A 24,212-nucleotide genomic window follows, 5' to 3' on the forward strand; every position below is an offset into this window, starting at 1 on the left:
GCCCGGTCTGGCAACGGCTTCGGATGGTTGCCGGGATTGTTCATGGCCGGCGAACGCGCTGATCGACGAGCCGGACTCGACGCGGTGTCGCACAGCCCGGGGCGCCGTCGCGCTGACTCGGTGACCGGGCTTCGGGCGGGTGCGGCCATCGACCGCCCCTTGCCGTCCGAACGGCACTCCTCGCGTCCCGTCGCGATGGTATGCATGTGGCATGAGCGACCAGCCTGCCGGCAGCACCCTCGCCGTCATCCGGGCGGCCCTGCCTGCCTTGCTGCCCAGCGAGCAGCGGGTCGCGGAGGTGGTGCTGAGCCGGTCGACGGAGGTCATCGACTGGTCGGTGGCTGATCTCGCGGCGGCCGCGGGGACGTCCTCGGCCACCGCCGTGCGTGCCTGTCAGCATCTGGGGTTCCGGGGGTTCCAGCAGCTCCGGCTGCTGCTCGCGCGCGACGCCGGCAACGCGGCGCAGCCGGCGAGTCCGGACTTCGGCCCTGGGGATTCGCCGGAGGCGGTCGCGGCGGCGGTGTTCGCCACGGCCAGCGGCGTGCTCGCCGGCGGGATGGGCGCGGTCGAGCCGGCTGCGCTGCGCGAAGCGGTTGACGTGCTGGTCTCGGCCCGGCGGGTGGTGTTCGTCGCCAACGGCGGGTCCGGATTCGTCGCGCAGGCGGCGGCTTTCCGGTTCACTGCCCACGGTTTCATCGCCGAGGCGCCGGGGGAGGCGATCAGCCAGCAGATCGTCTGCCGGCTGCTCACGTCCGAGGACGTCTGCGTCGCGATCAGCTCCAGCGGGGTCAACGAGGTCACGTTGCGCGCCGCCGAGGCGGCGGCGAAGGCGGGCGCGACGGTCGTCGGGGTCACGTCGCTGACGCATTCGCCGCTGACCGCGCTGGCGGACCTCGTCCTGGTCACCGGCACCGCGCCGTTCCAGCGCAATGACGTGTTCGCGGGTCCGATGTCCCAGCTCGCCCTGCTGGTTTCCCTCCAGCTGGCCGCCGGGTTCCGCCGTCCGGACCGGTCGTCGGAAGTGCTCGACGAGGTGTGGCAGGTCATCACTTCCGACACGCGGCGTAGCTGACCTTCACCCGCGCGGGGGCAATTCTGTCCCGCCCGTCGCGGAATCCTCGACTGGCCGCCACCTGGCGTTCACGTCCTTCGCCGACACTTCCCGTGTAAGCGCGTACCAGAGATCATCAAATCTATGGAACGTGAATTCATGGAAGGATCGTCGTGGGACAGATTCAGCTCGAAGGCCTCACCCGCCGGTTCGGCTCGGTCACCGCGGTCGACCAGGTGCACCTGGAGATCGCCGACGGCGACTTCGTCGCGCTGCTGGGCCCGAGCGGCTGCGGGAAGACGACGCTGCTGCGGATGATCGCCGGGCTGCTCCCGCCGAGCTCCGGGCGGATCGCGGTCGAGGGCCGGGACGTGACCGATCTGGCCCCGAAGCGCCGCGACCTGGCGATGGTGTTCCAGAGCTACGCGCTCTATCCGCACCTGACGGTGGCCGGGAACATCGGCTTCCCGCTCCGGGTCCGGCGCCGCCCGCGCGCCGAGATCCGGGAGCGGGTCGAGAAGGCGGCCGCGCAGCTCGACCTTTCCCCGCTGCTTCGCCGCCGCCCCAAGGAACTTTCCGGCGGACAGCGCCAGCGCGTGGCGCTGGGCCGGGCGCTGGTGCGGGAACCGGCCGCGTTCCTGATGGACGAACCGCTGTCCAATCTGGACGCGAAACTCCGCACCGCCACCCGCGCGGAACTGGCCGCGCTGCACCGCAGGCTGGGTTCGACGTTCGTCTACGTCACGCACGACCAGGTCGAAGCGATGACCATGGCCACCCGGATCGCGCTGCTCGACGGCGGCCGGCTCGAACAGGTCGGCACCCCGGCGGAGGTCTACGACGAACCCGCGTCGGTGTTCGTCGCGGGCTTCCTCGGCTCGCCGCCGATGAACCTCGTACCGGCGACGGCGCGCACGGCCGACGGGCGGGTGCGAGTGCACGCCGAGGCCGTCGACGTTCCATTGTGGACCGGAAGCACACCTGAACAGGAAGTGATCCTGGGCATCCGGCCCGAGCATTTGTCCTTCGCCCCGCTCACCGAGGAGCCGGGCGCGCGTCCGCTGCTGCGCGGAACCGTGTCCGCGCTGGAAAACCTGGGCAGCGAAGAAGTTGCCCTGTGCGCAGTCGGGGACGCCACGGTGGCCGTGCGCGGTCCGCGCCCGCTCGGCGTCGTCCCCGGCGAAGCGGTCGCATTGACCGCCCTGCCCGAACGCATCCACCTGTTCGACGGGCCGAGCGGACGCCGGCTCGTCTGGCGGCCGGAAACCGTCCTGGCCACCGTCTGACCCCATCCCCATCGAGGAGAAACCCGTGAGAACCCTTCGCCGCTCCGGCGCGGCCGCGATGCTCGCTGCCGTGGCGCTGGCCGCCACGGCGTGCGGCGGGCTCGGCGCCACGGCGGGCGACACCGCCGCCGTCGCACCCGTCCCGGAGCTCAGCCCCGGCCAGCACGTCGACATCACCTTCGAGAGCTACAACCTCGCCACCGCAGGCACCTGGACCAACACCGTCAACGACCTGATCGCCCGGTTCCAGCGCAAGCACCCCAACATCACCGTGCACGGACAGCCGCCGCAGGGCGGAGGCAGCGCGGCCACCGGCACCGTGTCCAGCGTGCAAAGCCAGCTCATGGTCGGCAAGGCACCGGACGTGGCCCAGCTGACCTTCGGCGACCTGGGCTACGTGGTCTCCAAACTGAAGCCCAAGCCGCTGGCGGACCTCGTCGGCGCCGCCGCCGTGCAGAACGCCCTCGGCGGCGCGCACCCGATCCACGAGCGCGCCCGGAATCTGGCGTCGATGGACGGCAAGGCCTACGGACTCCCGTACGTCTTCTCCACACCGGTGCTGTTCTACAACGCCGACCTCTTCCGCAAGGCCGGCCTCGATCCGGCGAAGCCGCCGGCCACGTGGGCCGAAGTCCAGCAGGACGCGCTCGCGATCAAGAACGCCACTGGTGCCGCGGGCGCATACGCGGACTGCTTCACCAAGACGGCAGGCGACTGGTGCTTGCAGTCGGTCGTCCGGTCCAACGGCGGCGCGGTCCTTTCCGCGGACCGCAAGAAACTGACCTTCGCCGACGGGCCCTCCGCGGACGCCCTGGCCACGATGCAGCAGATGGTCAAGTCCGGCGCGACGCCGGACTACACGCAGGCTCAGGCGATGGACGCGATGGGCCGCGGGCAGCTCGGCATGCTGCTCGAATCGAGTGCGCTGCAAGGCACCCTGCAGCAGCAGTCGACCGGGAAGTGGGAACTGCGGGCGGCGCAGGAGCCGTCGTTCGGCACTCGCCCCGCCGTCCCGACAAACTCGGGCTCCGGGCTGTTCGTCTTCTCCCAGGACAAGGCGAAGCAGCGCGCGGGGTGGGACCTGATCACCTTCCTGACCAGTGACGAGGCCTACACCCAGATCTCGTCGAAGATCGGCTACCTGCCGCTGCGCACCGGGCTGGTCGACGACCCGGCGACGCTCAAGCCGTGGGCCGACCAGCATCCGCTGATCAAGCCGAACCTGGCCCAGCTCGACCGGCTCGAACCGTGGGTTTCGCTGCCCGGCGACAACTACGTGCAGGTCCGGGATCTGATGCTGCAGGCGGTCGAGAACGTGGTGTACCGCGGCGCGGACGCGCACAGCACCCTGGCCGCCGCCCAGGCCCGAGGCCAGGAGCTGATGGCCAAATGACCACTGTGGACAGCTCCGCGCCGGTCCGGCATCTGCCGTTGCCCGGCACCTACAACGTCCGGGACGTCGGGGGATATCCGACCCGCGACGGAGGGATCGTCCGCTGGCAGCGGCTGTTCCGCTCGGACGCATTGTCCGAAATGGACGACGCGGGCGTGGCGGAACTGATCCGGCGCGGCCTGCGCACCGTCATCGACCTGCGCGAGCCCGCCGAGCGCGACAGCGCGCCGGACCCGTTCCCCGGCCCGGTGCCGGAAGTGCTGGCGCGGCCGGTGTTCGAGGGCCGCCTCGGCTCGGACGACCGTCCCGGGCTGGCGGCTGTCTACGAGCGGATGGTGGACGACTTCGGGCCGCAACTGGCCGCCGTGGTCCGGGACCTCGCCCGGCCCGGCGCCCTGCCCGCGCTCGTGCACTGCACCGCGGGCAAGGACCGCACCGGCGTCGTGGTGGCGCTCGTCCTCGCGATCGCGGGGGTGGACCGCGACGTCATCGCCGCCGACTACGCGTTGACCGGCGAGTACCTCGGCGCCGGCTTCATCGCCGCGGCCCAAGCCCGGCTGGCTGGTTTCGGTGTGCCGCACCAGGTGCGCGACGACCTGCTCGCCTGTCCGCCGGACCTGATCCTGCGCACGCTGGACCGGATCACCGATGCCCACGGTGGCGTGGAGAACTACCTGCGCGCCCACGGCGCGACCGCCGGAGAACTGACCGCGCTGCGCACGGCGCTGGTCGAAACCCTGTGATCGGAAAGGACATCATGACTGCCCCCACGCACACCATCGTCCAGATCAGCGACACCCACATCGTGCCGGAAGGCGCGCTGCTGCACGACAAGGTCGACACCACCGCGAACCTGACCGCAGCGCTGGCGGGCGCCGAAGCGCTCGGCAACGTCAAGGTCGTCGTGCTCACCGGCGACCTCGCCGACACCGCCGACCAGGCGGCGTACCGGCGGCTGCGGGCGATCGTGGACGAGTTCACGACGCGCTCCGGTATTCCGGTGCTGTACATGATGGGCAACCACGACGAGCGGGCCGCGTTCCGCACCGGCCTGCTGGGCGAGGAACCGAGCATCGAGCCTTACGACCACAGCAGCGAGCACGACGGCCTGCGCGTCATCGTCATGGACAGCACCGTGCCGGGCCACCACTACGGCGAATGCACGCCCGAACAGCTGGACTGGCTGCGCACAGAGCTGGCCACGCCCGCGCCGGCCGGGACCGTGCTCGCTCTGCACCACCCGCCGATGCCGATGGCCGTGCCGCTGATGGAGGAGCTGGGCTTCCGCGGGATCGACGAACTTGCCGGCGTCATCCGCGGAACCGACGTCCGGATCGTGCTGAGCGGGCACGCCCACCACGCCGCGGCCACCGTGCTCGCCGGGATTCCGGTGTGGATCAGCGGAGCCACCGCCTACACCCAGGACGGCTTCGCGGGTCCGGAAATGCTGCGCGGTGTCGTCGGTGCGGCGTGCACGCGAGTCGACGTCTACCCGGGCCTCGCGACGGCGACCTCCGTCCCGGTCACGCCGCCCGGCACCGTCTACGAGGCCCGGGTGAGCGAACTGCTGGCGATGGCCGGTCAGGCGCGCTGACCGTGCTCGTCGTCGCTCCGGACGCCGCGCCGGCGACCGCCGCCGAAGGCCGCAGCTCGCGGCCCTCGGCGGCGGTGCGCCTGCGCGGCCTGCTCGTCCCGCTGCTGTACCTCTCGCTCGCGCTCGCGTTCCTGTGCTTGTGGACCTACCGGCCGCTGCTCCAGACGTTCCAGCTTTCCTTCTACCACTGGGATCTCCTGCCCACCTCGCCGATGACCCCGGTCGGCGCGGAGAACTACGCCCGGGTGCTGTCGATGCCCGAGCTGGGCCAGGCGGTGCGGAACACGCTGGTCTACATCGTCGGCCTGCTGCCCTTCACCGTCGTGCTTCCGACCATCGCCGGGTTGCTGACCCGCCGGGTGCGCGGGCGCGCGAAGACCGTGTACCAGGCCTTGATCTTCCTGCCCACGCTCGTCACCCCGGTCGCCAGCGCCGCGGTGTGGCGCTGGCTGTTCGACCCGCAGGGCGGACCGGTCAACCGCGTGCTCGCGCTGCTCGGCCTCGCCCCGGTGAACTTCCTGCGCGACTCGCACGCGGCGATCGGCGCGATCATCGTGGTGTCCGGCTGGAGCCTGATCGGGTTCGCCACGCTCGTCGTCTCGGCCGGGCTCACCGGCATCAACGCCGACTATCCGGCGGCCGCCTCGCTCGACGGCGCGTCCCGCTGGCAGATCACCCGGTGGATCACGCTGCCGCTGCTTTCGCCGACAGTGCTGTTCCTGGTGCTCACCACCACCCTGCTGTCCGTGCAGATCACCTTCCCGCTCATCGACCTGCTCACCGAGGGCGGGCCGGACGGAGCCACCACGAACGTCTACTACCTGCTGTGGGAATCCGGTTTCCGCAACTTCGACGCCGGGTTCGCCGGTGCCGCGGGAACGGTGTTCTTCGCCGGGTTCGGGCTGATCGCCCTGCTGTTCGTGTGGCTGTCCGACAAGCTCAGCTTCTACGACAACTGAAGGAAGACCGATGCCGCTCGCTGTGCTGGACCCGTCGCCCGCCGCCGGGGAACCAGAGCCGCCGACCGCCGAGCGCGACGACCGGCCGGTGGGGGAGACCTCCCGCCGCCGGGCGCTGTCCGGGCACGCGGTGCTGCTCGTGCTGGCCGTGTTCGCCGTGTTCCCGATCTACTGGATGTATTCGACCTCGGTGCGCCGGGCGTCGGACGTGCTGGACGGGTCGTGGCTGCCCTGGCCCCTGTCGGCGCAAAGCTACGAGTACGTCCTGAAAGTCCTGCCGATCGTGAAAATGCTCGGCAACACCTTCCTCGTAGCCGCCTCCACGAGCGTGCTGCAACTGGTCGTGGCCCTGCTCGCCGCGTACGCGTTCGTCGCGTGGGCCTTCCCCGGCCGCCAGCTGCTGTACCTGCTGCTGGTCGGGGCGTGGCTGGTGCCCTTCCAGGTCACCATGATCCCGAACTACGTGTACCTGTCCCAGTTCGGCCTGCTGAACGTCCTGGCCGGTGTGGTGGTGCCGACGGTCTGCTCGACGATGGCGATCATGTTGCTGCGCCAGCATTTGCAGGCGTTTCCGCGCGAACTCCTGGACGCGGCCCGGATGGACGGCCGCTCGTCGTGGCTGACGCTGTGGACGGTCGTGGTCCCGAATCTCCGGCCAGCCTTGGCGTCGCTCGCGATCCTGCTGTTCATCTCCGCGTGGAACGACTACTTCTGGCCGGCGCTGGTCCTGCACCGCTCGGATTCCGTGCTGCAGATCGGAATCCGTGGCTTCCTGTCCGCCGAGGGCAACAACTGGGGCGCGGTGATGGCCGCCTCGGGGATCGCGTGCCTGCCGATCTTCGCGCTGTACCTGTTCCTGCAGCGACAGGTGATGGACGCGTTCGTCCGCTCCGGAATGCGGTAGCGGCGGGGTCGGATCCGCAGCCGCGCCGACCGAGATCCACCGAGGACGGGCCGTGCGCGATTGCGCATGTCGGATCGCGATGCAGGTGCCGGTGCCAGGTTTCAGTGTTCCGCCTCCTGCGCGGGTATAGGCGGCCGCTGCCCGCGGAATCTCCTTCTCCGGCTCGGCGACCCGCTGGCGCGGCTCCCTCTCGGCGGACTCGTCCGCACGCACCCACGTCCGCAGGGTCTCCTGGTCGCCCCCGGCTCACGCGCCCGCATCCCGCCGGAACTCCTCGGAATACGCCGATGAACCAGACACGAACACATCCTTCCCGGGGCCAGAGCCAAGGATCAGGGTGAGCAGCCTCGATCTTGTACTCCGCCGCAGACGAACGGCGCTTGCGAGGACCTCAAAACTTTCGCGCGCCGTCAAGCGAAGTCTCGCCGACTTCGAACACTGCCGGCGACTCGCGAAGGCCGGGCGGCTCGGCAATCCGGACTGCTCGTTTCGGGACCCCTCCCGCCGCGGCCTGGCACGGTTGCCGAAGATGACCAGTCCACTCAGGAGCGGAGCATTTCATGTCAGGACACCGATCAAGCCAGCGGCGCCCAACGCATCTCACGAGCGCGGCGGCCGGACCGGTGCCCGGCACTGACCGGAAAGCGCGATTGTTCGCAGTCGTCGGCGCCGCGGTCGCGTCCTGCGTGCTGACCGCCTGCGGTTCAGCACCGTCCCCGCCGCCGCAGAGTGCTAGCCGTCCCGCGAGTGCGCCGGCACCGTCGTCGGCCGTGTCTTCCGCGCCCGCCTCGGCGGAGTCCGGACTGATGCCGCCTCGGGTCAAAGCGGACCCGAAGTACCTGCCGAGCTGGATGCGAGGGATGGCCGACAACCCGGACGACAGGTCGGCGAAGGCGTACGCCACGCTCGGACTGGCCGGGGTGCAGAGCGATCTGGTCCAGCACGGGTTGCGGACTCTTCAGGAGCTGCCCTACTTCCCGCAGCGGGTGGTCCGGCAATGCACTGCGCTCAACGCTCATCTCCCCGACCCCGACGGCGAGGCGGTGCAGAGCTTCAGCACCCCGCAGCACCCGGTGAGCCGGTCCGAAGGCGCACGGATCAACGAGGTGATCCGCAAGAGCTGCGCCTGAGGTCCGGGACCGAGGCGGTTGAGCTTCGCCGCGGCGGCAAGACGTTCCCCTTCCGCGCCGGGGCCCGCGCCGACCGGCGCGTCCGCGAGACACCGAAACCGGCCGAGCGCCCGCCGCGCGTTCATCGGCTGGAGCCAGGACAAAACCGCTGTCGCACGCTGCGGGGCCTCGACCCCGGTCGCCTGGGACGAGGCCCTTCGTTGATCAACCGTCGCCCTCGCGGGCCCCGGCAGGCGAACATCCCCTTCCCGGCACCGGCACCGGCACCGGCACCGGCACTACAGGATGGCAATCGGGTTGACCGGGGAACCGGTGCCGCCCGCGATGCGCAGCGGTGCGACGCACAGCATGAACTCGTAGCGACCCGAAGCCCGGCATTCCCGGACGAGCGGGCCGAGCTGGGCCTGGTCGAGCAGGGCGACCCCGTAGGACATCAGTGCGCCGTGCACGGTCCAGGGCGTTTCGTAACCGCTGGGCGTCGCGTCGGCGACGTCCCACACGAGCATCGCCACGTCGTGGCCGCGAAGGAATTCCAGGCAAGAGGCGTGCAGTCCTGGCCGGGGGTCCGGGGGATAGCCGGTCCAGTCCTGGCGGTGGCGAGCGTCCCATTCGTCCCGTCCGCCGAACACGCACACCGCGTCGCCGGGTTCCACGGCCAGGCCGGCCGCCGCGGCGGCCGCGGCGAGTTCGCTGCCCTGGACCGGCTCGTCCGTTTCGACGCAGTCGGCGCCGCGCAGCGCCGGAATGTCGAGCAGGACGCCCCGCGTGACGATGCCGTCGGACCAGGTGTCGATGCCGCCCCAGGACGAGCCCGATTCGGACAGCACCTCGTCCGGCTGTTTGCCGCCCCACATTCCCTCGCTGTCCCAGATGTGGCAGAGCGCGTCGAGGTGGGTGATGTTGCGGCTGTGGCAGTCGACGACGATCTCGTCGTGGGCGTATCCGGCTCCCGGGGCCCGCCACGATTCCCGCGCGAGCCGCTGGCCGATCGGCGCCGGGTTGTGCGCGCTTTTCGCCGCGTCCAGCGGGCGGGACAGGGAGACGGAGCGTCCGGACCGGACGAGCCCGGCCGCCTGCCGCCGCTTGGCGTCGTCGATCAGGTTGATCGCGCCGCGCTGGTCGTCGGGGCCCCAGCGGGTCCAGTTGCGGTCGCGCCGCAGGAGCAGGCGCACCTCGTCTTCGCTGGGCAGGTGCTGATCGGGCATGCCGGGCCTTTCACGAAGCGGTTTCGGGGTTGATCTCCGTCAGCGGTTTGCGCACCGTGGCCGGAATGAACGGCAGGAACGCGAGCAGGACGATCATCGGAGCCGCCATGCCCAGGTAGGCGGCGGTCACGCCGAGGCCGCCGTGGATCGCGACGAGCAGCGGCGCCGCCACCGCTCCGCCCAGGTGGCCGATCCCGTCGGAGAAGCCCATGCCCGCGGTCCGGGCCCGGGTGGGGAAGGTTTCCGTCCCCAGCGTGTACAGGATCGGCTGGAACACCGCGGCGGCGAACCAGGTGACAATGGTTCCGGCGAGCAGCCCCGGCAGGTGCGAGGAGACGCCGAGCAGCGCGCAGCCCGCGGCGGTGAGGAGCGAGGCCGCCGCGACGACGTGCTTGCGCTCGAACCGGTCGCTGATCCACGGGGCCAGCAGCGCCCCCGCGATCGTGCCCACGTTGCCGATGGCGACGAACCCGATGCTGGCGCTCAGATCGAACCCGCGCTGGTTGATGAACGTCGGGTTGAGGCTCGCGAATCCGTACGAGGTGAGGTAGAAGAGGAAAAAGATGGCCGTGAGCAGGAGGCTGCGGGCGAGGAAAGGCTTGCGCAGCAAGGCTCCGTAGGGAACTCGCGACGTCGCGCGAGGCTCGTCCGCGACGGGAGCCGGCGGCGGCAGCGGGATGCCGGACCGGCGGGTCGCGAAACGCTCTGCCTGGCCGATGATCTTCTCGGCTTCGGCGTCCCGGCCCTGGGAGATCAGCCACCGCGGCGATTCCGGCAGCGATTTCCTCGTCGCGACCAGGAAAAGCACGGACACGATGGGAATGAGCAGGAACGGCCGCCAGCCCCAGCTGACCGACGGCACGAGCGTCAGCGCGATCAGCGGCGTCACCGTCGTCCCGACGAAGGCGAACAAACTGGCCCACGCGTTGTAGCGGCCGCGCAGCCCGGCCGGAGCGAGTTCGCCGATGTAGGTGCTGATGGTGACCACGGCCCCGCCCGCCCCGGCGCCCGCGACGAGGCGCCACGCGATCAGCCATTCGAGGTTCGGGCTCGCCGCGGTCGCCAGCGAACCGAGGGAAATGACGCCGAGGGAAGCCAGGATCCCCGCCCGGCGGCCGTATCTGTCGCTCACGAAGCTGGTGAAGAACGCGCCGACGACGAACCCGAGCAGGCTCGAAGTGATCGTCAGCGAGATCGCGGTTCCGCCGGCGGCAAGGTCTTTTCTGATGGCGGGCAAGGCGATGCCGAGATTGTTCGTCTCGAAGTACGTGAAGAAGTATCCGGAGCCGACGATCCACAGCAGGATCTTCGGATACGGCCAGCGCGGGATCCGGTCGAGGCGGGCCACGAGCGTTCGGGACTGGCTGCCGACGGACGGGGACATGGGTCCTCCCTCAGCGCACATGCGCGGGCTTGGGGGTGAGCGGGAGGACGCTAACACGACGCCAGGTTATGAGCCAGACCGTGGAGCTGCGCAGACGTGCGGCGAGGTGCGCCCGAAGCCGGAGAGGTGTGCGGTCGGCTCGGCAGGCGCGGGGGAGGCATAGAGTGGTGTCATGTTATCGTGGCGGGACTGATTGCCTCTCGCTCCCGGTCGTATCGGAGTGCCGGGCCGGGTTCGGGTGCGCTGGTGAGTCGTGCACGCGGGTGCGGGCGGGCGGTCGTGGTCGTGAGGGGAACAGCGTCGGTGGAGGAGACCCTCGTGGACCTGGTTCGGCGGGGGCCGCGGCGGCTGGTCCGGTCGTAGCGAGAGGGGGCGGCATGGGCCGCGAGGTCGCAGTGGTCGCGGGGGCGAAATGACGAGCCGCGCGCAGGACGGGATCCCGACGCGGCAGGCCATCCTCGGCGCGGCCGAACGGTGCATGGCCGAATGCGGCTTCGCCGGGGCCCGGCTGGCCGACATCACCGCCGCCGTCGGCGTCACTACGGGTGCGCTGTATCGGTATTTCCCCGGCAAGGGCGCGTTGTTCGCCGAGCTGGTGGACCTCTTCGAGCAGGACGCCGTGGAGTCGCTCGGCCGGTCGGAGGGGTTGGCCGAGGCGATGCGGCGCTGGCTGTCGGCCGCGAAATCGCACGCCGGAACGGTGCGCGCGCTCTTCGAGCTGGCTCGCCCCGGAACCGGGGAGATCGACCGTTTCGCCCGGCTGCGCGCGAAGGTCGTCGAAGCGTTCGGGGCGCACCTGCCGGTTCCGGACGAGGAACGCCTCGTGCTGTCCCGGGTTCTGGTCGACCTGTTGCTGCACTGCGCGCTCGCGATCTCGGCGGGCTGGTCGGCCGACCGTGCCGCGCAGCTGGCCGCGAACCTGGCCCGGCTGGTCGGGAACGGCCTGTACGCGGACGAGACCTCGGTGCCGCCCCGGTCGGAAATCGACATCGCGACCCGGCCGCACGACATCCGGCCCGGTTCCCGGCCCTTCATCCAGTGGAAACCCGCCGAAGGCAAGGAAGGCCCGCGGTCGACGCGCGGGCAGAAGACCTGGGAGAGCGTGCGCCGGGCCGCGTTGCGCGCCTTCGAGGACCATGGCCTGGCGGGAACGACCGCATTGGACATCTCCCGGATCGCCGGGGTCTCCTCGGGTACGGTCTACCGCTATTTTCTCGACAAGGAAGACATTTTCCGCAGCTTGCAGGCCACCGCCGAGGCGGACATCGTCCGTGAGACGCACCTGCCGCTGGTGCGGGGGAGGCTGGCGATCCGGGCGACCCTGCTGGCCTATTTCGAGGTCTACCGGCGGCACATCGCGTTGTTCCGGGTGTGGCAGGAGCTTCTGCAGCGGCGGGCCGAGGCGGCCGAACCGTGGATCGGCATGCGCGCGAACTTCGTCGACGCGCTCACGAAGGCGATCCGGTTCGGGCAGCAGGTCGGGATCGCCGATGCCGGCTGCGACGCCTCGGCGGTCGGCGAGATCTATTCGCTGTGCGACGAGTCGGTGGTCTACACGCGGTTGATCCTGGGCTGGGACGCGGACCTGTCGGACGAGCGGGTCGCGACCTGTGTCGAGCGGCTGTTCATCGGAGGGTTCTCCCGCCCGGCCTGACCGCCGTCGTTCCCGGCTGAGGTGTTTTCGTTGCGGTGCGTGGACTATCCGCGGCAAGCACTGTCCGAAGAAGACCGTTGGCTCCTCGCCGCGGCCGTGATAACCTGACGCCATGATTACTTCCGCGGCGAAGACGGGGACGGCTGAAAGAGTGCTCGCCGAGCGGAGGGGCCGAGTGCTCGAACTGACGCTCAACCGGCCCGCCGCGGGCAATGCCTTCGACGCGGAGCTTTACGGCGAGCTGGCCGATCTGCTGGCGGAGGCCGGAGCGGATTCCGGAGTCTCCTGCGTCGTGCTGAGCGGCGGGGACCGGTTCAGCGCCGGTGCCGACCTGCATGATCTGGCCGCGGCGTCGGAGTCGCGCAGGAACGTTGCCCGCGCGGCCTATGAGCGGTTCCTCGGCCGGCTTGAGCAGTTTCCGAAGCCGTTGCTCGCGGCTGTCGCGGGGCCTGCGGTCGGTATCGGGTTCACCCTGCTCGGCCACGTCGACATCGTGATCGTCGCGGACAACGCGCGGTTCCGGGCGCCGTTCGCCGCGCTCGGGCTCGTTCCCGAGGCGGGCAGCAGTGCCACTTTGCCCGCCATTCTCGGTCCTCAGCGCGCGGCGCATCTCTTTTACTCCGGGGAATGGCTGAGCGCGGAACAGGCGGTCGAGGCGGGGCTGGCGTTGTGCAGCGTTCCGGTGGAGCGGCTGGGCGCGGCCGTGGCGGCGCTGGCCGACCGGATCGCCGCGGCTCCGCTGAGTTCGCTGGCGGCCACCAAACGGTTGCTGGCCGCGTCGCGCGCGATCGACGCGCGAGCGGCGCGGCGGCGGGAGGACGAGGCGTTCACCGCCGCACTGGCTGAGCCGGGGGTGGTCCCGGGCCTGCGCACGATCGCCGAACAGATCGGCGGCAGGGCGAGCGAGGGGCGGTAAAACCGTGCAGGAGAACGGAAACCGGCCGCTCGACGGACAGGTGGTCGCGATCACCGGAGCGAGTTCCGGATTGGGCGAGCGGATGGCTCGCGCGGCGAGCGCGGCCGGTGCGAGTGTCGTCGTGGCTGCCCGCCGCGTTGAGCGGTTGCGGGACCTGGCCGGCGAATTGCCCTCCGCGACGGCGGTGCGTTGTGACGTCGCGGTCGACGAGGACCGGGTGCGGCTGATCGAGACCGCGCTCGACCGGTACGGCAGGCTCGACGGCCTGGTCAACAACGCCGGAGTGAGCGAACCCGGACCCGCGTCGCGGGAGGCGGTCGAAACGTTCCGCAGGCAGCTGGAAATCAACTTGGTCGCGCCCTTTGCGCTGGCCGCGCTCGCCGCGCGGGCGATGCGCGAACTTCCCGGGAGCGCCCGCTCGATCGTGAACGTCAGCTCGATCATGGGCCTGCGCTCGACCGCGCCGATGCCGGAGGCGGGCTACGTCGCCTCCAAAGCCGGACTGATCGGGTTGACCAGGGAGCTGGCCTCGCAGTGGGGTCGCCACCGGATCCGGGTCAACGCGCTCGCGCCCGGTTTCTTCCCTTCGGAAATGACGGACGGGCTGGTCTCCGCGGACGGCGGCGCGCCGCACTGGATCACCGGCGGCACGCCGCTGGGCAGGCTGGGCCGTCCGGAGGACCTGGACGGGGCGCTGGTCTTCCTGCTGTCCGCCGCGGCGAGCTTCGTCACCGGCCACACCCTGGTCGTCGACGGCGGCTTCACCACCCGGTAGCCGCACGTGTTCGGAAGGAGATCGGAGTGGAAGTACCGGATCTGCTCGCGCACGCGGTGGCTCGCCGCCCGCGCAAGACGTGTGTGCGCGTGGCGAGCCGCGCGCTGAGCTTCGCCGAGGTCAGCGACCGCGCCGACCGGTTCGCGGAATTCCTGCGCTCGCGGGGGATCGGACCCGGGGACCGGGTCGCGGTGCTCGCGTACAACGAAATCGAGTATCTGGAGGTTCGGGTCGGGACGTTGCGCGCCGGTGCGGTCCACGTGCCGCTGAACTTCCGGCTGTCGGCTCCGGAGCTTGGCCGAATCGTCGAGGATTGCGATCCTGCCCTGCTCGTGGTCGGTCCGCGGCTGTACCCGGCGGCGCGGGCCGCGGCGGACCGGCCGATGGTTTTCCTCGCAGCCGCGGATCCGGAGATTCCGGCCGGGGTGCTCCGGTACGAGGACGCGATCGCGGCGGCGGCACCCGCGGCGGCGCCCGCGGAATTCCCGGCGGACCGGCTCGCGATGATCTCGTACACGAGCGGCACCACCGGTCGGCCGAAGGGCGCCATGCTGACGCACGGTGCGCTGCACGCCGCGATGATTTCGCTGGGCCAGGAGATCGGCGCGCGGCCGGACGGGGTGTATCTGGCGGCGATGCCGATGTTCCACATCGGAGCGCAGCTCGGCCACGCGTTCACCTACCTCGGCGGAACCTGCCGGCAACTCGTCAGATTCGATCCGGCGGACGCCGCCGCGGCGCTGGCCAGCGGCGAAATCACCCACGCGCAGCTCGTGCCGTCGATGATCCGGGACGTCCTCGCGCGGTGGCCGGCGAACGCGCCCTCGCGGCTCCGGCGCGTGCTCTACGGTGCCGCGCCGATGCCGCCGGGCCTGCTGCGGCGTGCCATCGAGACCTGGGGATGCGAATTCGTCAACGGCTACGGCAGCACGGAGGCGCTGGGCGTCTGCGTGCTGCCGCCGGAGGACCATCAGCCGGAGCGAGCGCCCGGGTTGCTGAAGTCGATCGGCCGGAGCGCGGTCGGCATGCGGATGCGGGTCGTCACGGAAGACGGGAAAGACGCGGGGCCGGGCGAAATCGGCGAGATCGCCTGCCGAGGGCCGAACCTGATGTCCGGCTATTGGCGCCAGCCCGAGGCGACCGCCGAATGCTTTCGCGACGGCTGGTTCCGCACCGGCGACCTCGCGTACCGGGACGCGGAGGGCTACCACTACCTCGTGGACCGCTTGAACGACAAGATCGTGAGCGGCGGCGAGAACGTCTACCCGACCGAAGTGGAAAACGTGCTGCTGGAGCACGCCGACGTCCGGGACGTGGCAGTCGTCGGCACGCCGGATCCTTATTGGGGGGAAATCGTGACCGCGGCCGTGGTGCCGCTGGCCGGTGCCGCTCCCGGTGCGGAGGACCTCAAACAGCACTGCCGCGGGCGGATCGCGGGCTACAAGATCCCCAAACGGATCCGGTTCGTCAGCGAGCTCGCCCGGAGCCCGACGGGCAAAGTGCTTCGACGCGAAATCCGCCGGCAATGGCCCGGCGACGGCACAGGGAAGGTGCGGGACTGAGCGACCATGCGACGTGACCTGTTCGACCGAGAACACGAAGAATTCCGGGCGACCGCGCGCGAGTTCCTGGCCAGGGAAGTGGTGCCGCATCAGCAGAGCTGGGAGAGCGAAGGCATCGTCCCGCGTGCGCTCTGGACGCGGGCCGGGGAAAAAGGCCTGCTGGGGTTCAGCGTGCCGGAGGAATACGGCGGGCTCGGGGTCCGGGATTTCCGCTACAACGCGGTCCTCGGCGAGGAAATGGCGAGAGCGGGAGCGACCGGGCCCGGGTTCACGCTGCACAACGACGTGGTCGCGCCGTACCTGACCGACCTCGCCACGGCCGAACAGAAGGCTCGCTGGCTTCCCGGGTTCGCCAGCGGCGAGCTGATCACCGCGATCGGCATGACCGAACCGGGCGCGGGCAGCGACCTGAAGGGCCTGCGCACCACCGCGACGCGCGACGGCGACCATTACGTGCTCAACGGCCAGAAAACGTTCATCAGCAACGGAATCAACGCCGATCTGGTCATCGTGCTGGCGAAGACCGACGTTTCCGCCGGGGCGCGCGGAATCACGCTGCTCGTCGTCGAGCGCGGGATGGCCGGTTTCACGCGGGGACGCAATCTGGCGAAGGTGGGCCAGAAGGCGCAGGACACGGCCGAGCTGTTCTTCTCCGAGGTCCGCGTTCCCGCGGCCAACCGGCTGGGGGAGCAGGGACTCGGATTCTCGTATTCGATGCGGCATCTGCCCCAGGAACGGGTGACCGTGGCGGTCACCGCTCTCGCGCGAGCGGACCACGTGTGCCGCGCCACCGTCGAGTACTGCCGGCAGCGCGAGGCGTTCGGCAGGCCCATTTCCGATTTCCAGCACACGCGGTTCCTGCTCGCCGAACTCACGACCGAGATCGACATCGCGCAGGTGTACGTCGACCGCTGCGTCCAAGCGCTCAACGCGGGCGAACTGGATCCGGCTGACGCGGCGAAAGCGAAGTGGTGGACGACCGAACTGGCGAACAAGGTGATCGACCGCTGCCTGCAACTGCACGGCGGGTACGGCTACATGCTCGAATACCCGGTGGCGAAGGCGTGGCTGGATTCGCGCATCCAGACCATTTACGGCGGTACCACGGAAATCATGAAAGACATCATCGGACGCTCGTTGTTCGCCGGATAGCGCCCGCGTCGTCACGATCGAAGGAGCGGAATGTCGATTCGCAGCAAAACTGTCGCACTGAGCGAACTCCCGGCGCTCGTGCCCGAGCGGGCGACGGTCGCCTTGGGCGGCGCCTGGTTCGCCAACCACCCGATGGCCGCGGTCCGCGAGCTGGTGCGGGCCGGGCGCACGGACGTCTCGGGCATCGCCCTGCTCGGCTCGATCGACGTCGACCTGCTGGTCGGGGCCGGGGCGCTCGCTGATCTCACGTTCTCGATGGTCACCATGGAGGCGATGGGGATGGCGGCGAACTTCCGGCGCGCCGTGCAGTCCGGGGAGCTGGCGATCACCGAGGTCAGCGCGATCTCGTTGCAGCTGGCTCTCGAAGCCGCCGGCCGTGGCGTGCCCTTCCTGCCGCTGGCCGGTCCGGAGGGGTCGGACCTGGTGCCGTTGCACCCGGAGGTCTACGGGCGGGCCAGCACGTCGTTCGGCGACGAGGACGTGCCCGCGGTGCGGGCGATCCGGCCGGACGTCGCGATCGTGCACGCGTCCCGCTGCGACGAACTCGGCAACGCGCAGTTCGACGGCACCTACGGCCAGGACCCGGAACTGGCGCGGGCGGCGTCGCGGGTCATCGTGACCTGCGAGGAAATCGTGTCCGGGGAACGGATCGCCGAGTCCGCCGAGCTGACCCGCATCCCCGGTTTCCTGGTGGACGCCGTGGTGGAAGCGCCGTTCGGCGCGCATCCCTGTTCGCATGTCCCGCGGTACGCCATGGACGCCTGGGAGCTTCTGGACTACCAGGAAGCGGCGTCGGACCCCGAGGCGTTCGCCAGGTACCTCGACCGCGTCCGCGGCGAAACCGAAGACGAGTACCGCGCCCGCGCCGTGTCCGGCGACCGGGGGCAGGTGCTTTCCGCGCTGGTGGAAGCCGCCACCGTCCTGGAAAGGTGAATATCCTTGGCCACGTACGAGATTCACGAGTTGATGGCGTGCCGGATCAGCGAGGAGATGCGGGAGGAGGGCGAGCGGGTCACCGTGCTCGGCTCGTTCACGCCGCTGGCCTACGCCGCCTACATGCTCGCCAAGCTCACGCACGCGCCCGACGCCTGGCTCGCCGGGTACAACGCGATCGGCATGGACCCGATCGAGCTGGGCTTCTCGGGCGCGGAGGCGGCGATCTACAAAACGGCTCGCGGGCGCTGGTCGTTCACCGAGTCGAACCAGCTTGTCCACATCGGCACCCGGGGCATGATCGAATGCGTGTCGTCGGTCCAGCTCGGCGGGGACGGCGCCATCAACCTCTCGGTGATCGGCGACTACGACCGGCCCAAGGTCCGGCTGCCGGGCGGCGCGGGATCGCCGGAGGTGGTGCAGAACTACCACACGGTGGTCGCGTATTTCTCCCGGCACGACCGCCGCACCTTTGTGCCCCGGGTGGACTTCGCGACCGGACGGCGTACGCCGGTCGGCGCCGGGGCGCGCGAAAAGCGGGGACTGCTGCCCGGTCCGGTCATCGCGATCTCGCCGCTCGCGGTCCTGCGCAAGGACACCGACGACGAGCCGTTCTCCCTCGCGTCCGTGCATCCCGGGGTGAGCGTCGAGGAGGTGGTCGACAACACCGGGTTCGAGCTCGCGGTGCCGGACCGGGTTCCGGTGACGCGGGCGCCGACCGAGCCGCAGCTGAGGGTGCTGCGCGAGCGGATCGATCCGTTCGCCACTGCCCGGTTCGACTTTCTCGGCGGCCGCGAGCGGGTCGCGTTCCTGCGCGAAATCCTGACCCGGGAATGGGATCGGGCGCGGGCACTGGTCGAAGCCGCCCGGTCGTGACCGCCCCTGACCTGAGCGGCCAGGTCGCGCTGGTGGCCGGGGCGAGCGGGGGACTGGGCGGGCCGATCGCGGCGGCGTTGCGCGCCGCCGGAGCGCGGGTCGGCGGCCTGGACGTGCGCCGGCCGGAGCGAGAAACGCCGGAGGAGGTGTTCATCCCCTGCGACATCGGCGACGAACGCGCGGTCGCGAATGCGGTGGCCGAGGCCCGAACCGTGCTGGGCGGCGAGCCGTCGATCCTGGTCAACAGCGCCGCGGTGGTGGCGCGGCGCGGACTGGAAGACACCGCGAGCGAATGGGACGACGCCCTGCGCGTCAACCTCACCGGGGCGTTCTACTTGATCCGCGAGGTGATCGGCGGCATGCGGCGGGCCGGATACGGCCGCATCGTGCAGCTGGCATCGCTCGTCGCGGAGACCGGCGGGGCGGGGAACGTCGCCGCCTACGCCGCCTCGAAAGCCGGGCTCGTGGGGCTGGCGAAAGCCGCGGCGGCGGAATTCGCCGCCGACGGGGTGACCTCGAACGTGGTGTCCCCGGCCTGGATCGACAGCGGGATGTTCGGGGTTCCCGGCGCCACGCCGGACCAAGTGCCGGTGCGCCGGATGGGCACGCCGGAGGACGTCGTCTCGGCCGTGCTGTACCTGGTCGCTCCGGCGGCGGGTTTCGTGACCGGGCAGGTCGTCCAGGTCAACGGCGGATTGCGATTCGGATGAGCACGGTCGCGAAAGGATCGAAAATGGCACGCCTGGCCGGAAAAGCCGCCCTGATCACCGGAGCGGGGGCCGGAATCGGCCGCGCGGCCGCGCTCCTGTTCGCCGAGCACGGGGCCAGGGTGGTGGCTGCCGAGCTGAACGAGGACACCGGGCGTTCGGTCGTCCGGGAGATCGAAGGGGCCGGCGGCACCGCGGTCTTCGCCCGCGTCGACACCTCGGAGGAGGACGAGGTGCGCGCGGCAGTCCGGCTGACTGTCGCTGCGTTCGGCCGCCTCGATGTCCTGTACAACAACGTCGGCGGCACCAGCCCTGGCGACGGCCCGGTGACCGAGGTGCCGGTCGAGGTGTTCTGGCAGACGATGAAGCGCGATCTGTTCGGGACCTTCCTGATGTGCCGGCACGCGCTGCCGGAACTCGTGGCCGCGGGCGGCGGGTCGGTCATCAACACGACGTCGATGGCCGCGCTGATGGGCAAACCGCCGCCCGCGCGGGACTGCTACGCCATCGCCAAGGGCGGCATCGTCTCGTTCACGCGCTCGATGGCGGTCCAGTACGCCCCGCACGGCATCCGGGTCAACGCGATCGCGCCGGGCGTCACCGTCACCGAGCGATTGGCCAAGCGGCTCGACCAAGGCGCCATCCCGCAGCCCCTGCTCGATCGGCACCTGCTGGGCCTGCTCGAACCGGGCGACATCGCGGCCATCGCGCTGTACCTGGCATCGGAGGAGTCCCGGCGAATGACGGGGCAGATCGTCTCGGTCGACAGCGGGATGACGATCTCGTGACTGCCCTCAGCCGAGCTCTCCGCCGAGCGGCCGTAGCGGAGCGGGAAAATGTTCTCCTAGCGCGCGATCTCGCCGTCCGGCTCGGCTCCGTGGGCACGCAGGCGGGCGACGGTGTGGTTGATGTCGCCGACCGCGAACATCATCCGGCGCAGGCCCGGCGTGTTCGCCGGGGCGGGCTTCGGTTCCGGGCGCGGGGCTTCGGCCGGGGGAACTTCGCCGGCTCGATCCGTCCGGGACGCGCAGTGTGGCGACGTCTCGGCGGAGCCGCGCCAGCCGGACGGCCCCGGCGAACCGAGCCGGACGAGGTCGACGAGATGCCCGCGCGGAGGCACCGCCGAGCGCCGCCCGGTGCTCGGCCGACTGCGCGGCACGTCGATCACGCTCACTCCTCTCGGGCAAGCCGCGCTCGGTCTGGCCGATCTCGACCGGATCTCGCGCGAAGCGGCCGTGCCAACACCACACCTGCCGGCCTCGCACGACGGCCGGGAGTCGTTCCAGCCAGCTGAAACGGCGACCCGACCGAGGACGGCCTGGGCCACGTTTCCCCGGCACACCGGGAGAACGCGCCTGCGGCGAATACCTCGGCGGCGTCGCCTGGATCGGCCAGCGCGACCTGTCCGGCACCGATCAGTGACGGCTGCTGTGAATCCGCCGGATCGTGGGCCGAGCTGCCGCGCGATTGCCGCCGCCGGGGCGCGACCACACCCGTGCTCGCGATCGAAGACGGCGCACCGGGGCTCTGGAAGGCACTCCGTGACATGTTCCGGAAGCCCGGCAACAGCGTCGCTGGGTTCATAACTCGGCGAAATGTCCTTGCCGAACCGCCGGGACTCGCTCATCCGGCGCGTTCGGGACCAGGAAGGACATCTATCGGGCCGAGGACCTCGACCGGCGTGATGGGCGATGAAGGCGTTCGACATCGATCACGGTGCGAAGTACCCTCAGGCCGTCGCCAAGACCGTCGACGACCTCGACGTGCTGCTCTAGTTCTGCACTGCGCACCGCACATCCGATCGAATCACTGTTCGTGCTCGTCCGCATGCGGACCAAGGTCACCAAGGCTCCGCGCTCATGAGCGGCCGGGATCGCCGTGGTCTGCCGAATCCGCCCAAGCCCGCTGGCGCGAGTTCGCGACAGCACACCGGCATCCCTCGCGCCGCGGCCGAAACGACCGGAACGGTGCTCGCCTGAAACCTGCCGATCCACCGGATTCGACAGTATCTCCGGCCGGACAGCTCGCCGAGAGCGGGATTTCCTGTCCGGAACAGACTGTCCCGGACAGGAAATTCCCTTGCCAGAAAGCGTTTCAGCGAGCCACTGCCGCCAGCCACGCGGTGACGGCAGGTTCGCCGAGACCGGTGACGTAGTCCCAGCCCGGACCCGCGGGTTCGCCGTTGTTCCCGGAGGTGATGTCGGTGTAGGCGCTTTCGCCCAGCGAGTAGAGGCGTTGGCCGAGGAACCCGATCTTCGGGTTGGTTTCCCGTGCCCGGGCCAGGAACGCGGCGATCACCGGGGTGCTGGCGGAGGTCCCGGCCACCGTGTTCGACCCGCCGTTGTCGACGATGCTGTAGTTCGTCGCGGCGAACGAGAGATCGGGAAGCGCGCGTTTGCCGGTGCCGTGCGGGATCGGCGCGGTCTGCCAGGCGGGTTTGGCCAGTGCTGCGCTTTCGCCGCCGCCGGAGCCGGACCACCCGGTCACCTGGTGTCCGCTGATGTCGGTGATCTCCGTGCCGCCGACGGCGACGGCGTGAGGACTGGAACCGGGGTAGGACCGCTGGTCCGGCACTCCGTTGAAGCAGCCGGTGCCGTCGTCGCCGCTCGCGGCCAGCAGCGTCTGTCCTTGCGCTTCCGCTTTCTGCAGCACAGGCTCCAGCGCGCCGAGCCAGTCTTTGGCGTCGGTCTCGCAATCGCCGAGCGAGGCGCTGGCGACCGGATAGGCGTTTTCGTCCGCCCATTTCGAGAATGCCACGGTCAGATCCGTGTTTTCGCTGGAGCGGGAGGCGTAGACGTGGACCTCGTCCAGTCCCGGGGCCATCGCGGTCGCGTACTGGGTGTCCAGATCCCATTCCATCTGGTCGTTGACCGCGGTGGGTTTGCCGTCGACGTAGTCGACCGTCATCGGCACCTGCGGCAGCTTGTGCGCTTGCTGGAACTGGGCGAGGTCGGAAACGACCCCGTCCATGTTCGTCCAGCCGACGACGGCCACGCGCTGCCCGCGTCCCGAGGGCTCGGCAGGGACCGAATAGAATGAAGCGAAGTCTTGCGGGCCCATGGGATGCACGTCCGCGGGCGAGTTTGCGCGGCTGACTCGTGCCGGGGTGCGGGCGTGCGCCGCGCCCGCCAGTCCGGCGACTCCCGCGGTGACCTCGGCGACGGGCGCGGGCAGCGCACCCGCCCGGATCGCGCCGACCGTGGTTCCCCCGGGGCCGGCCAAGCGGTGGAGTTCGGTGCGGAACGCCTTCCCCACCCGCGTGGCCGGGCCACGCAGTGAGAACACCTGGCTTCCGGGCCGGTGCCGCACGTCGAGTCCGGTGCCGGCCAGCCAGGCCTCCGTGGTCTGCTCGGCCGAGGGGGCCGGACCGAACCGAGCCTGGTATTCCGCACTGCTCAGCGACGGATGCCGTGGGTCAGCGAGAAAGCGGTCGAGGCCGGGCTGGTCGTGCGACTTCAGGGTCAGCACGACGTGCTGCTGCTCGCCGGCCGGGCCCAGATCGCGCGTTGCCGCCCACGGGGTCAGCCCTGGAACGTCGGATATCGGGGCTGCCGCGGCCGTCGCGGTGACGCCGGCGCCGGCGAGGGCCGCCACGACGGACGAAACAAGTATTGGAATTCGCATGGAAAGCTGCCTCTCTCGATGCCTCGGGAAAGCATCGGATGGCTGCAACCGGACGGAAACCGACGAAAGTATGCGGCGCATACCTAAAGAAGGCGGCCGGCGGAATTCGGATAAACTAGGTGCACCTACGTAACCCGGAGAGCCTTGTTTCCGAAGTCTCCGGGGTTCATGGTTGACGTCGCCGCCCGAAATCATCGGAATGGCACATTTTCCGCAATCTCGTCGAATTGACGACTTTCCTGGTGGGTAAATTAGTGCCCGGGAAATGTCGGCCGTAAGGAGAATAGAATGGTGCAACGAGCCGAGCTCCGTTTTCTTTCGGTGGCCGGTGTCGCCTTCGCGATCGGCGCCGCGTTGTGCGGCGGAACCGCACAGGCGGCGACCGGTTCCGGGCCGGTCACGACCCACGCGCTGCCCGCTGAAGGAGCGGCCGCGCACCCAGGGGCGCAGCCGAACGTCGTCGGTGGACACAAAGTGACCGAGGATGTGCCGTTCATCGCGGCGCTGCACGGCAAGGCCGACCAGAAATTCCATTGCACCGCATCGCTCATCGCCGCTCAGTGGGTGCTTACCGCCAAGCACTGCGTCGACGGCTCGGACCTGTCCTTCCGGATCGGTTCGCTGCACCGCTCCAGCGGCGGCCAGACCGCCGACAGCACCGAGTTCCAGGAGGCCCCGGGAGACAACGACGTGGCGCTGGTCAAGCTGGACAAGGAGGTCCAGGTCGCGCAGTACGCCAAGGTCGGCGACGTCGGCGAGGCCAAGGTCGGCCTGTCCGAGCACGTGTTCGGCTGGGGGTACGAAAACCCGGACTGGACGAACCTGCCGGAGGACCTGAAGACCTCCAGCGGAAGTATCGAGGAGGTCGGCTGCGGCGCCGGTTTCGGCGACGCGTTCTGCATCAAGAACGACGGTGAGACCTCCGGGGGCGACTCCGGCGGACCCGCGATCGACGAGGCGACCGGCAACGTCATCGGGGTCTGCTCGTTCGGCCACAAGCCGACCGCCGGAGACGGTTTCGGCGGGTACCAGACCGTGGTGAGCAAGGAGGTCCGGGACTGGATCACCGCGACCGCGGGCGTCTGAGCACAGTCTCCGGCACGGGAA

At 70.2% G+C, this 24,212-nt stretch carries 22 protein-coding genes; 18 read left to right on the forward strand and 4 right to left on the reverse strand.

The window, feature by feature from the left end; translation table 11 throughout:
* The first annotated feature begins 211 nt into the window (after positions 1–211).
* The 8 genes from BM362_RS24755 to BM362_RS24790 all read left to right on the forward strand — a co-directional run bounded on the left by BM362_RS24755 (position 212) and on the right by BM362_RS24790 (position 8,317).
* The gene (locus tag BM362_RS24755; protein WP_093574715.1) at positions 212–1,072 is read left to right on the forward strand and encodes a MurR/RpiR family transcriptional regulator; all 861 of its coding nucleotides are present in this window, start codon (positions 212–214) and stop codon (positions 1,070–1,072) included.
* A 152-nt stretch (positions 1,073–1,224) separates the two neighbouring features.
* Positions 1,225–2,337 carry an ABC transporter ATP-binding protein gene (locus BM362_RS24760; protein WP_093574716.1) on the forward strand — a complete coding sequence of 371 codons (1,113 nt, stop codon included), beginning with the start codon at positions 1,225–1,227 and terminating at the stop codon, positions 2,335–2,337.
* A gap of 25 nt (positions 2,338–2,362) precedes the next feature.
* Positions 2,363–3,730, forward strand: coding sequence for an ABC transporter substrate-binding protein (locus tag BM362_RS24765; protein ID WP_244287262.1), 1,368 nt, complete (start codon positions 2,363–2,365; stop codon positions 3,728–3,730).
* Positions 3,727–4,473 (forward strand): tyrosine-protein phosphatase, encoded by a 747-nt coding sequence (locus tag BM362_RS24770; RefSeq protein WP_093574717.1) that lies wholly within the window; start codon positions 3,727–3,729, stop codon positions 4,471–4,473. The genes BM362_RS24765 and BM362_RS24770 overlap by 4 nt, the downstream gene beginning before the upstream one ends.
* 14 nt (positions 4,474–4,487) lie before the next feature.
* On the forward strand, positions 4,488–5,324 hold the full coding sequence (locus BM362_RS24775; protein ID WP_093574797.1) for a metallophosphoesterase: 837 nt from the start codon (positions 4,488–4,490) through the stop codon (positions 5,322–5,324).
* 2 nt (positions 5,325–5,326) lie between these two features.
* Positions 5,327–6,283, forward strand: coding sequence for a carbohydrate ABC transporter permease (locus BM362_RS24780; RefSeq protein WP_093574718.1), 957 nt, complete (start codon positions 5,327–5,329; stop codon positions 6,281–6,283).
* 10 nt (positions 6,284–6,293) lie between these two features.
* Positions 6,294–7,187 (forward strand): carbohydrate ABC transporter permease, encoded by an 894-nt coding sequence (locus BM362_RS24785; RefSeq protein WP_093574719.1) that lies wholly within the window; start codon positions 6,294–6,296, stop codon positions 7,185–7,187.
* Positions 7,188–7,957: 770 nt separating this feature from the next.
* Positions 7,958–8,317, forward strand: coding sequence for a hypothetical protein (locus tag BM362_RS24790; protein WP_143132481.1), 360 nt, complete (start codon positions 7,958–7,960; stop codon positions 8,315–8,317).
* A 278-nt stretch (positions 8,318–8,595) separates the two neighbouring features.
* On the opposite strand, the gene BM362_RS24795 is transcribed toward BM362_RS24790, so the two are convergent.
* Together BM362_RS24795 and BM362_RS24800 are read right to left on the reverse strand one after the other, a co-directional pair.
* Positions 8,596–9,522 (reverse strand): cyclase family protein, encoded by a 927-nt coding sequence (locus BM362_RS24795; RefSeq protein ID WP_067588239.1) that lies wholly within the window; start codon positions 9,520–9,522, stop codon positions 8,596–8,598.
* A 10-nt stretch (positions 9,523–9,532) separates the two neighbouring features.
* Complete coding sequence (locus BM362_RS24800; protein WP_161269795.1) at positions 9,533–10,906, reverse strand: MFS transporter; 1,374 nt, start codon at positions 10,904–10,906, stop codon at positions 9,533–9,535.
* Between the two features lie 412 nt (positions 10,907–11,318).
* On the opposite strand from BM362_RS24800, the gene BM362_RS24805 reads away from it, so the two are divergent.
* From BM362_RS24805 to BM362_RS24845, 9 genes are all read left to right on the forward strand, one after another.
* Entirely contained in the window at positions 11,319–12,560 is a 1,242-nt protein-coding gene (locus BM362_RS24805) for a TetR/AcrR family transcriptional regulator (RefSeq protein WP_093574722.1), read from the forward strand.
* A gap of 112 nt (positions 12,561–12,672) precedes the next feature.
* Complete coding sequence (locus BM362_RS24810) at positions 12,673–13,476, forward strand: enoyl-CoA hydratase/isomerase family protein (protein ID WP_093574723.1); 804 nt, start codon at positions 12,673–12,675, stop codon at positions 13,474–13,476.
* A 4-nt stretch (positions 13,477–13,480) separates the two neighbouring features.
* Complete coding sequence (locus BM362_RS24815; protein WP_244287263.1) at positions 13,481–14,251, forward strand: SDR family NAD(P)-dependent oxidoreductase; 771 nt, start codon at positions 13,481–13,483, stop codon at positions 14,249–14,251.
* A gap of 26 nt (positions 14,252–14,277) precedes the next feature.
* Positions 14,278–15,813, forward strand: a complete 1,536-nt coding sequence (locus BM362_RS24820) for a class I adenylate-forming enzyme family protein (protein WP_167545419.1) — start codon at positions 14,278–14,280, stop codon at positions 15,811–15,813.
* Between the two features lie 6 nt (positions 15,814–15,819).
* On the forward strand, positions 15,820–16,965 hold the full coding sequence (locus BM362_RS24825) for an acyl-CoA dehydrogenase family protein (RefSeq protein WP_093574725.1): 1,146 nt from the start codon (positions 15,820–15,822) through the stop codon (positions 16,963–16,965).
* A gap of 30 nt (positions 16,966–16,995) precedes the next feature.
* On the forward strand, positions 16,996–17,898 hold the full coding sequence (locus BM362_RS24830; RefSeq protein ID WP_067588223.1) for a CoA transferase subunit A: 903 nt from the start codon (positions 16,996–16,998) through the stop codon (positions 17,896–17,898).
* Positions 17,899–17,904: 6 nt separating this feature from the next.
* Positions 17,905–18,774, forward strand: a complete 870-nt coding sequence (locus BM362_RS24835) for a CoA-transferase (RefSeq protein WP_093574726.1) — start codon at positions 17,905–17,907, stop codon at positions 18,772–18,774.
* Positions 18,771–19,484, forward strand: a complete 714-nt coding sequence (locus tag BM362_RS24840) for an SDR family NAD(P)-dependent oxidoreductase (protein WP_167545420.1) — start codon at positions 18,771–18,773, stop codon at positions 19,482–19,484. Before BM362_RS24835 ends, BM362_RS24840 begins: the two co-directional genes overlap by 4 nt.
* A 23-nt stretch (positions 19,485–19,507) precedes the next feature.
* On the forward strand, positions 19,508–20,269 hold the full coding sequence (locus BM362_RS24845; protein WP_093574799.1) for an SDR family NAD(P)-dependent oxidoreductase: 762 nt from the start codon (positions 19,508–19,510) through the stop codon (positions 20,267–20,269).
* 56 nt (positions 20,270–20,325) lie between these two features.
* Here the strand turns inward: BM362_RS24845 and BM362_RS48330 are convergent, their stop codons facing one another.
* Positions 20,326–20,649, reverse strand: a complete 324-nt coding sequence (locus tag BM362_RS48330) for a VOC family protein (protein ID WP_208865321.1) — start codon at positions 20,647–20,649, stop codon at positions 20,326–20,328.
* Between the two features lie 926 nt (positions 20,650–21,575).
* The gene (locus tag BM362_RS46930) at positions 21,576–23,105 is read right to left on the reverse strand and encodes a S53 family peptidase (RefSeq protein ID WP_167545421.1); all 1,530 of its coding nucleotides are present in this window, start codon (positions 23,103–23,105) and stop codon (positions 21,576–21,578) included.
* Positions 23,106–23,393: 288 nt separating this feature from the next.
* On the opposite strand from BM362_RS46930, the gene BM362_RS24860 reads away from it, so the two are divergent.
* On the forward strand, positions 23,394–24,191 hold the full coding sequence (locus BM362_RS24860; protein WP_067588213.1) for a S1 family peptidase: 798 nt from the start codon (positions 23,394–23,396) through the stop codon (positions 24,189–24,191).
* The last annotated feature ends 21 nt before the right edge of the window (positions 24,192–24,212 follow it).

This window comes from Amycolatopsis rubida (genome assembly GCF_900115345.1).
Taxonomy (GTDB): Bacteria; Actinomycetota; Actinomycetes; order Mycobacteriales; family Pseudonocardiaceae; genus Amycolatopsis; species Amycolatopsis rubida.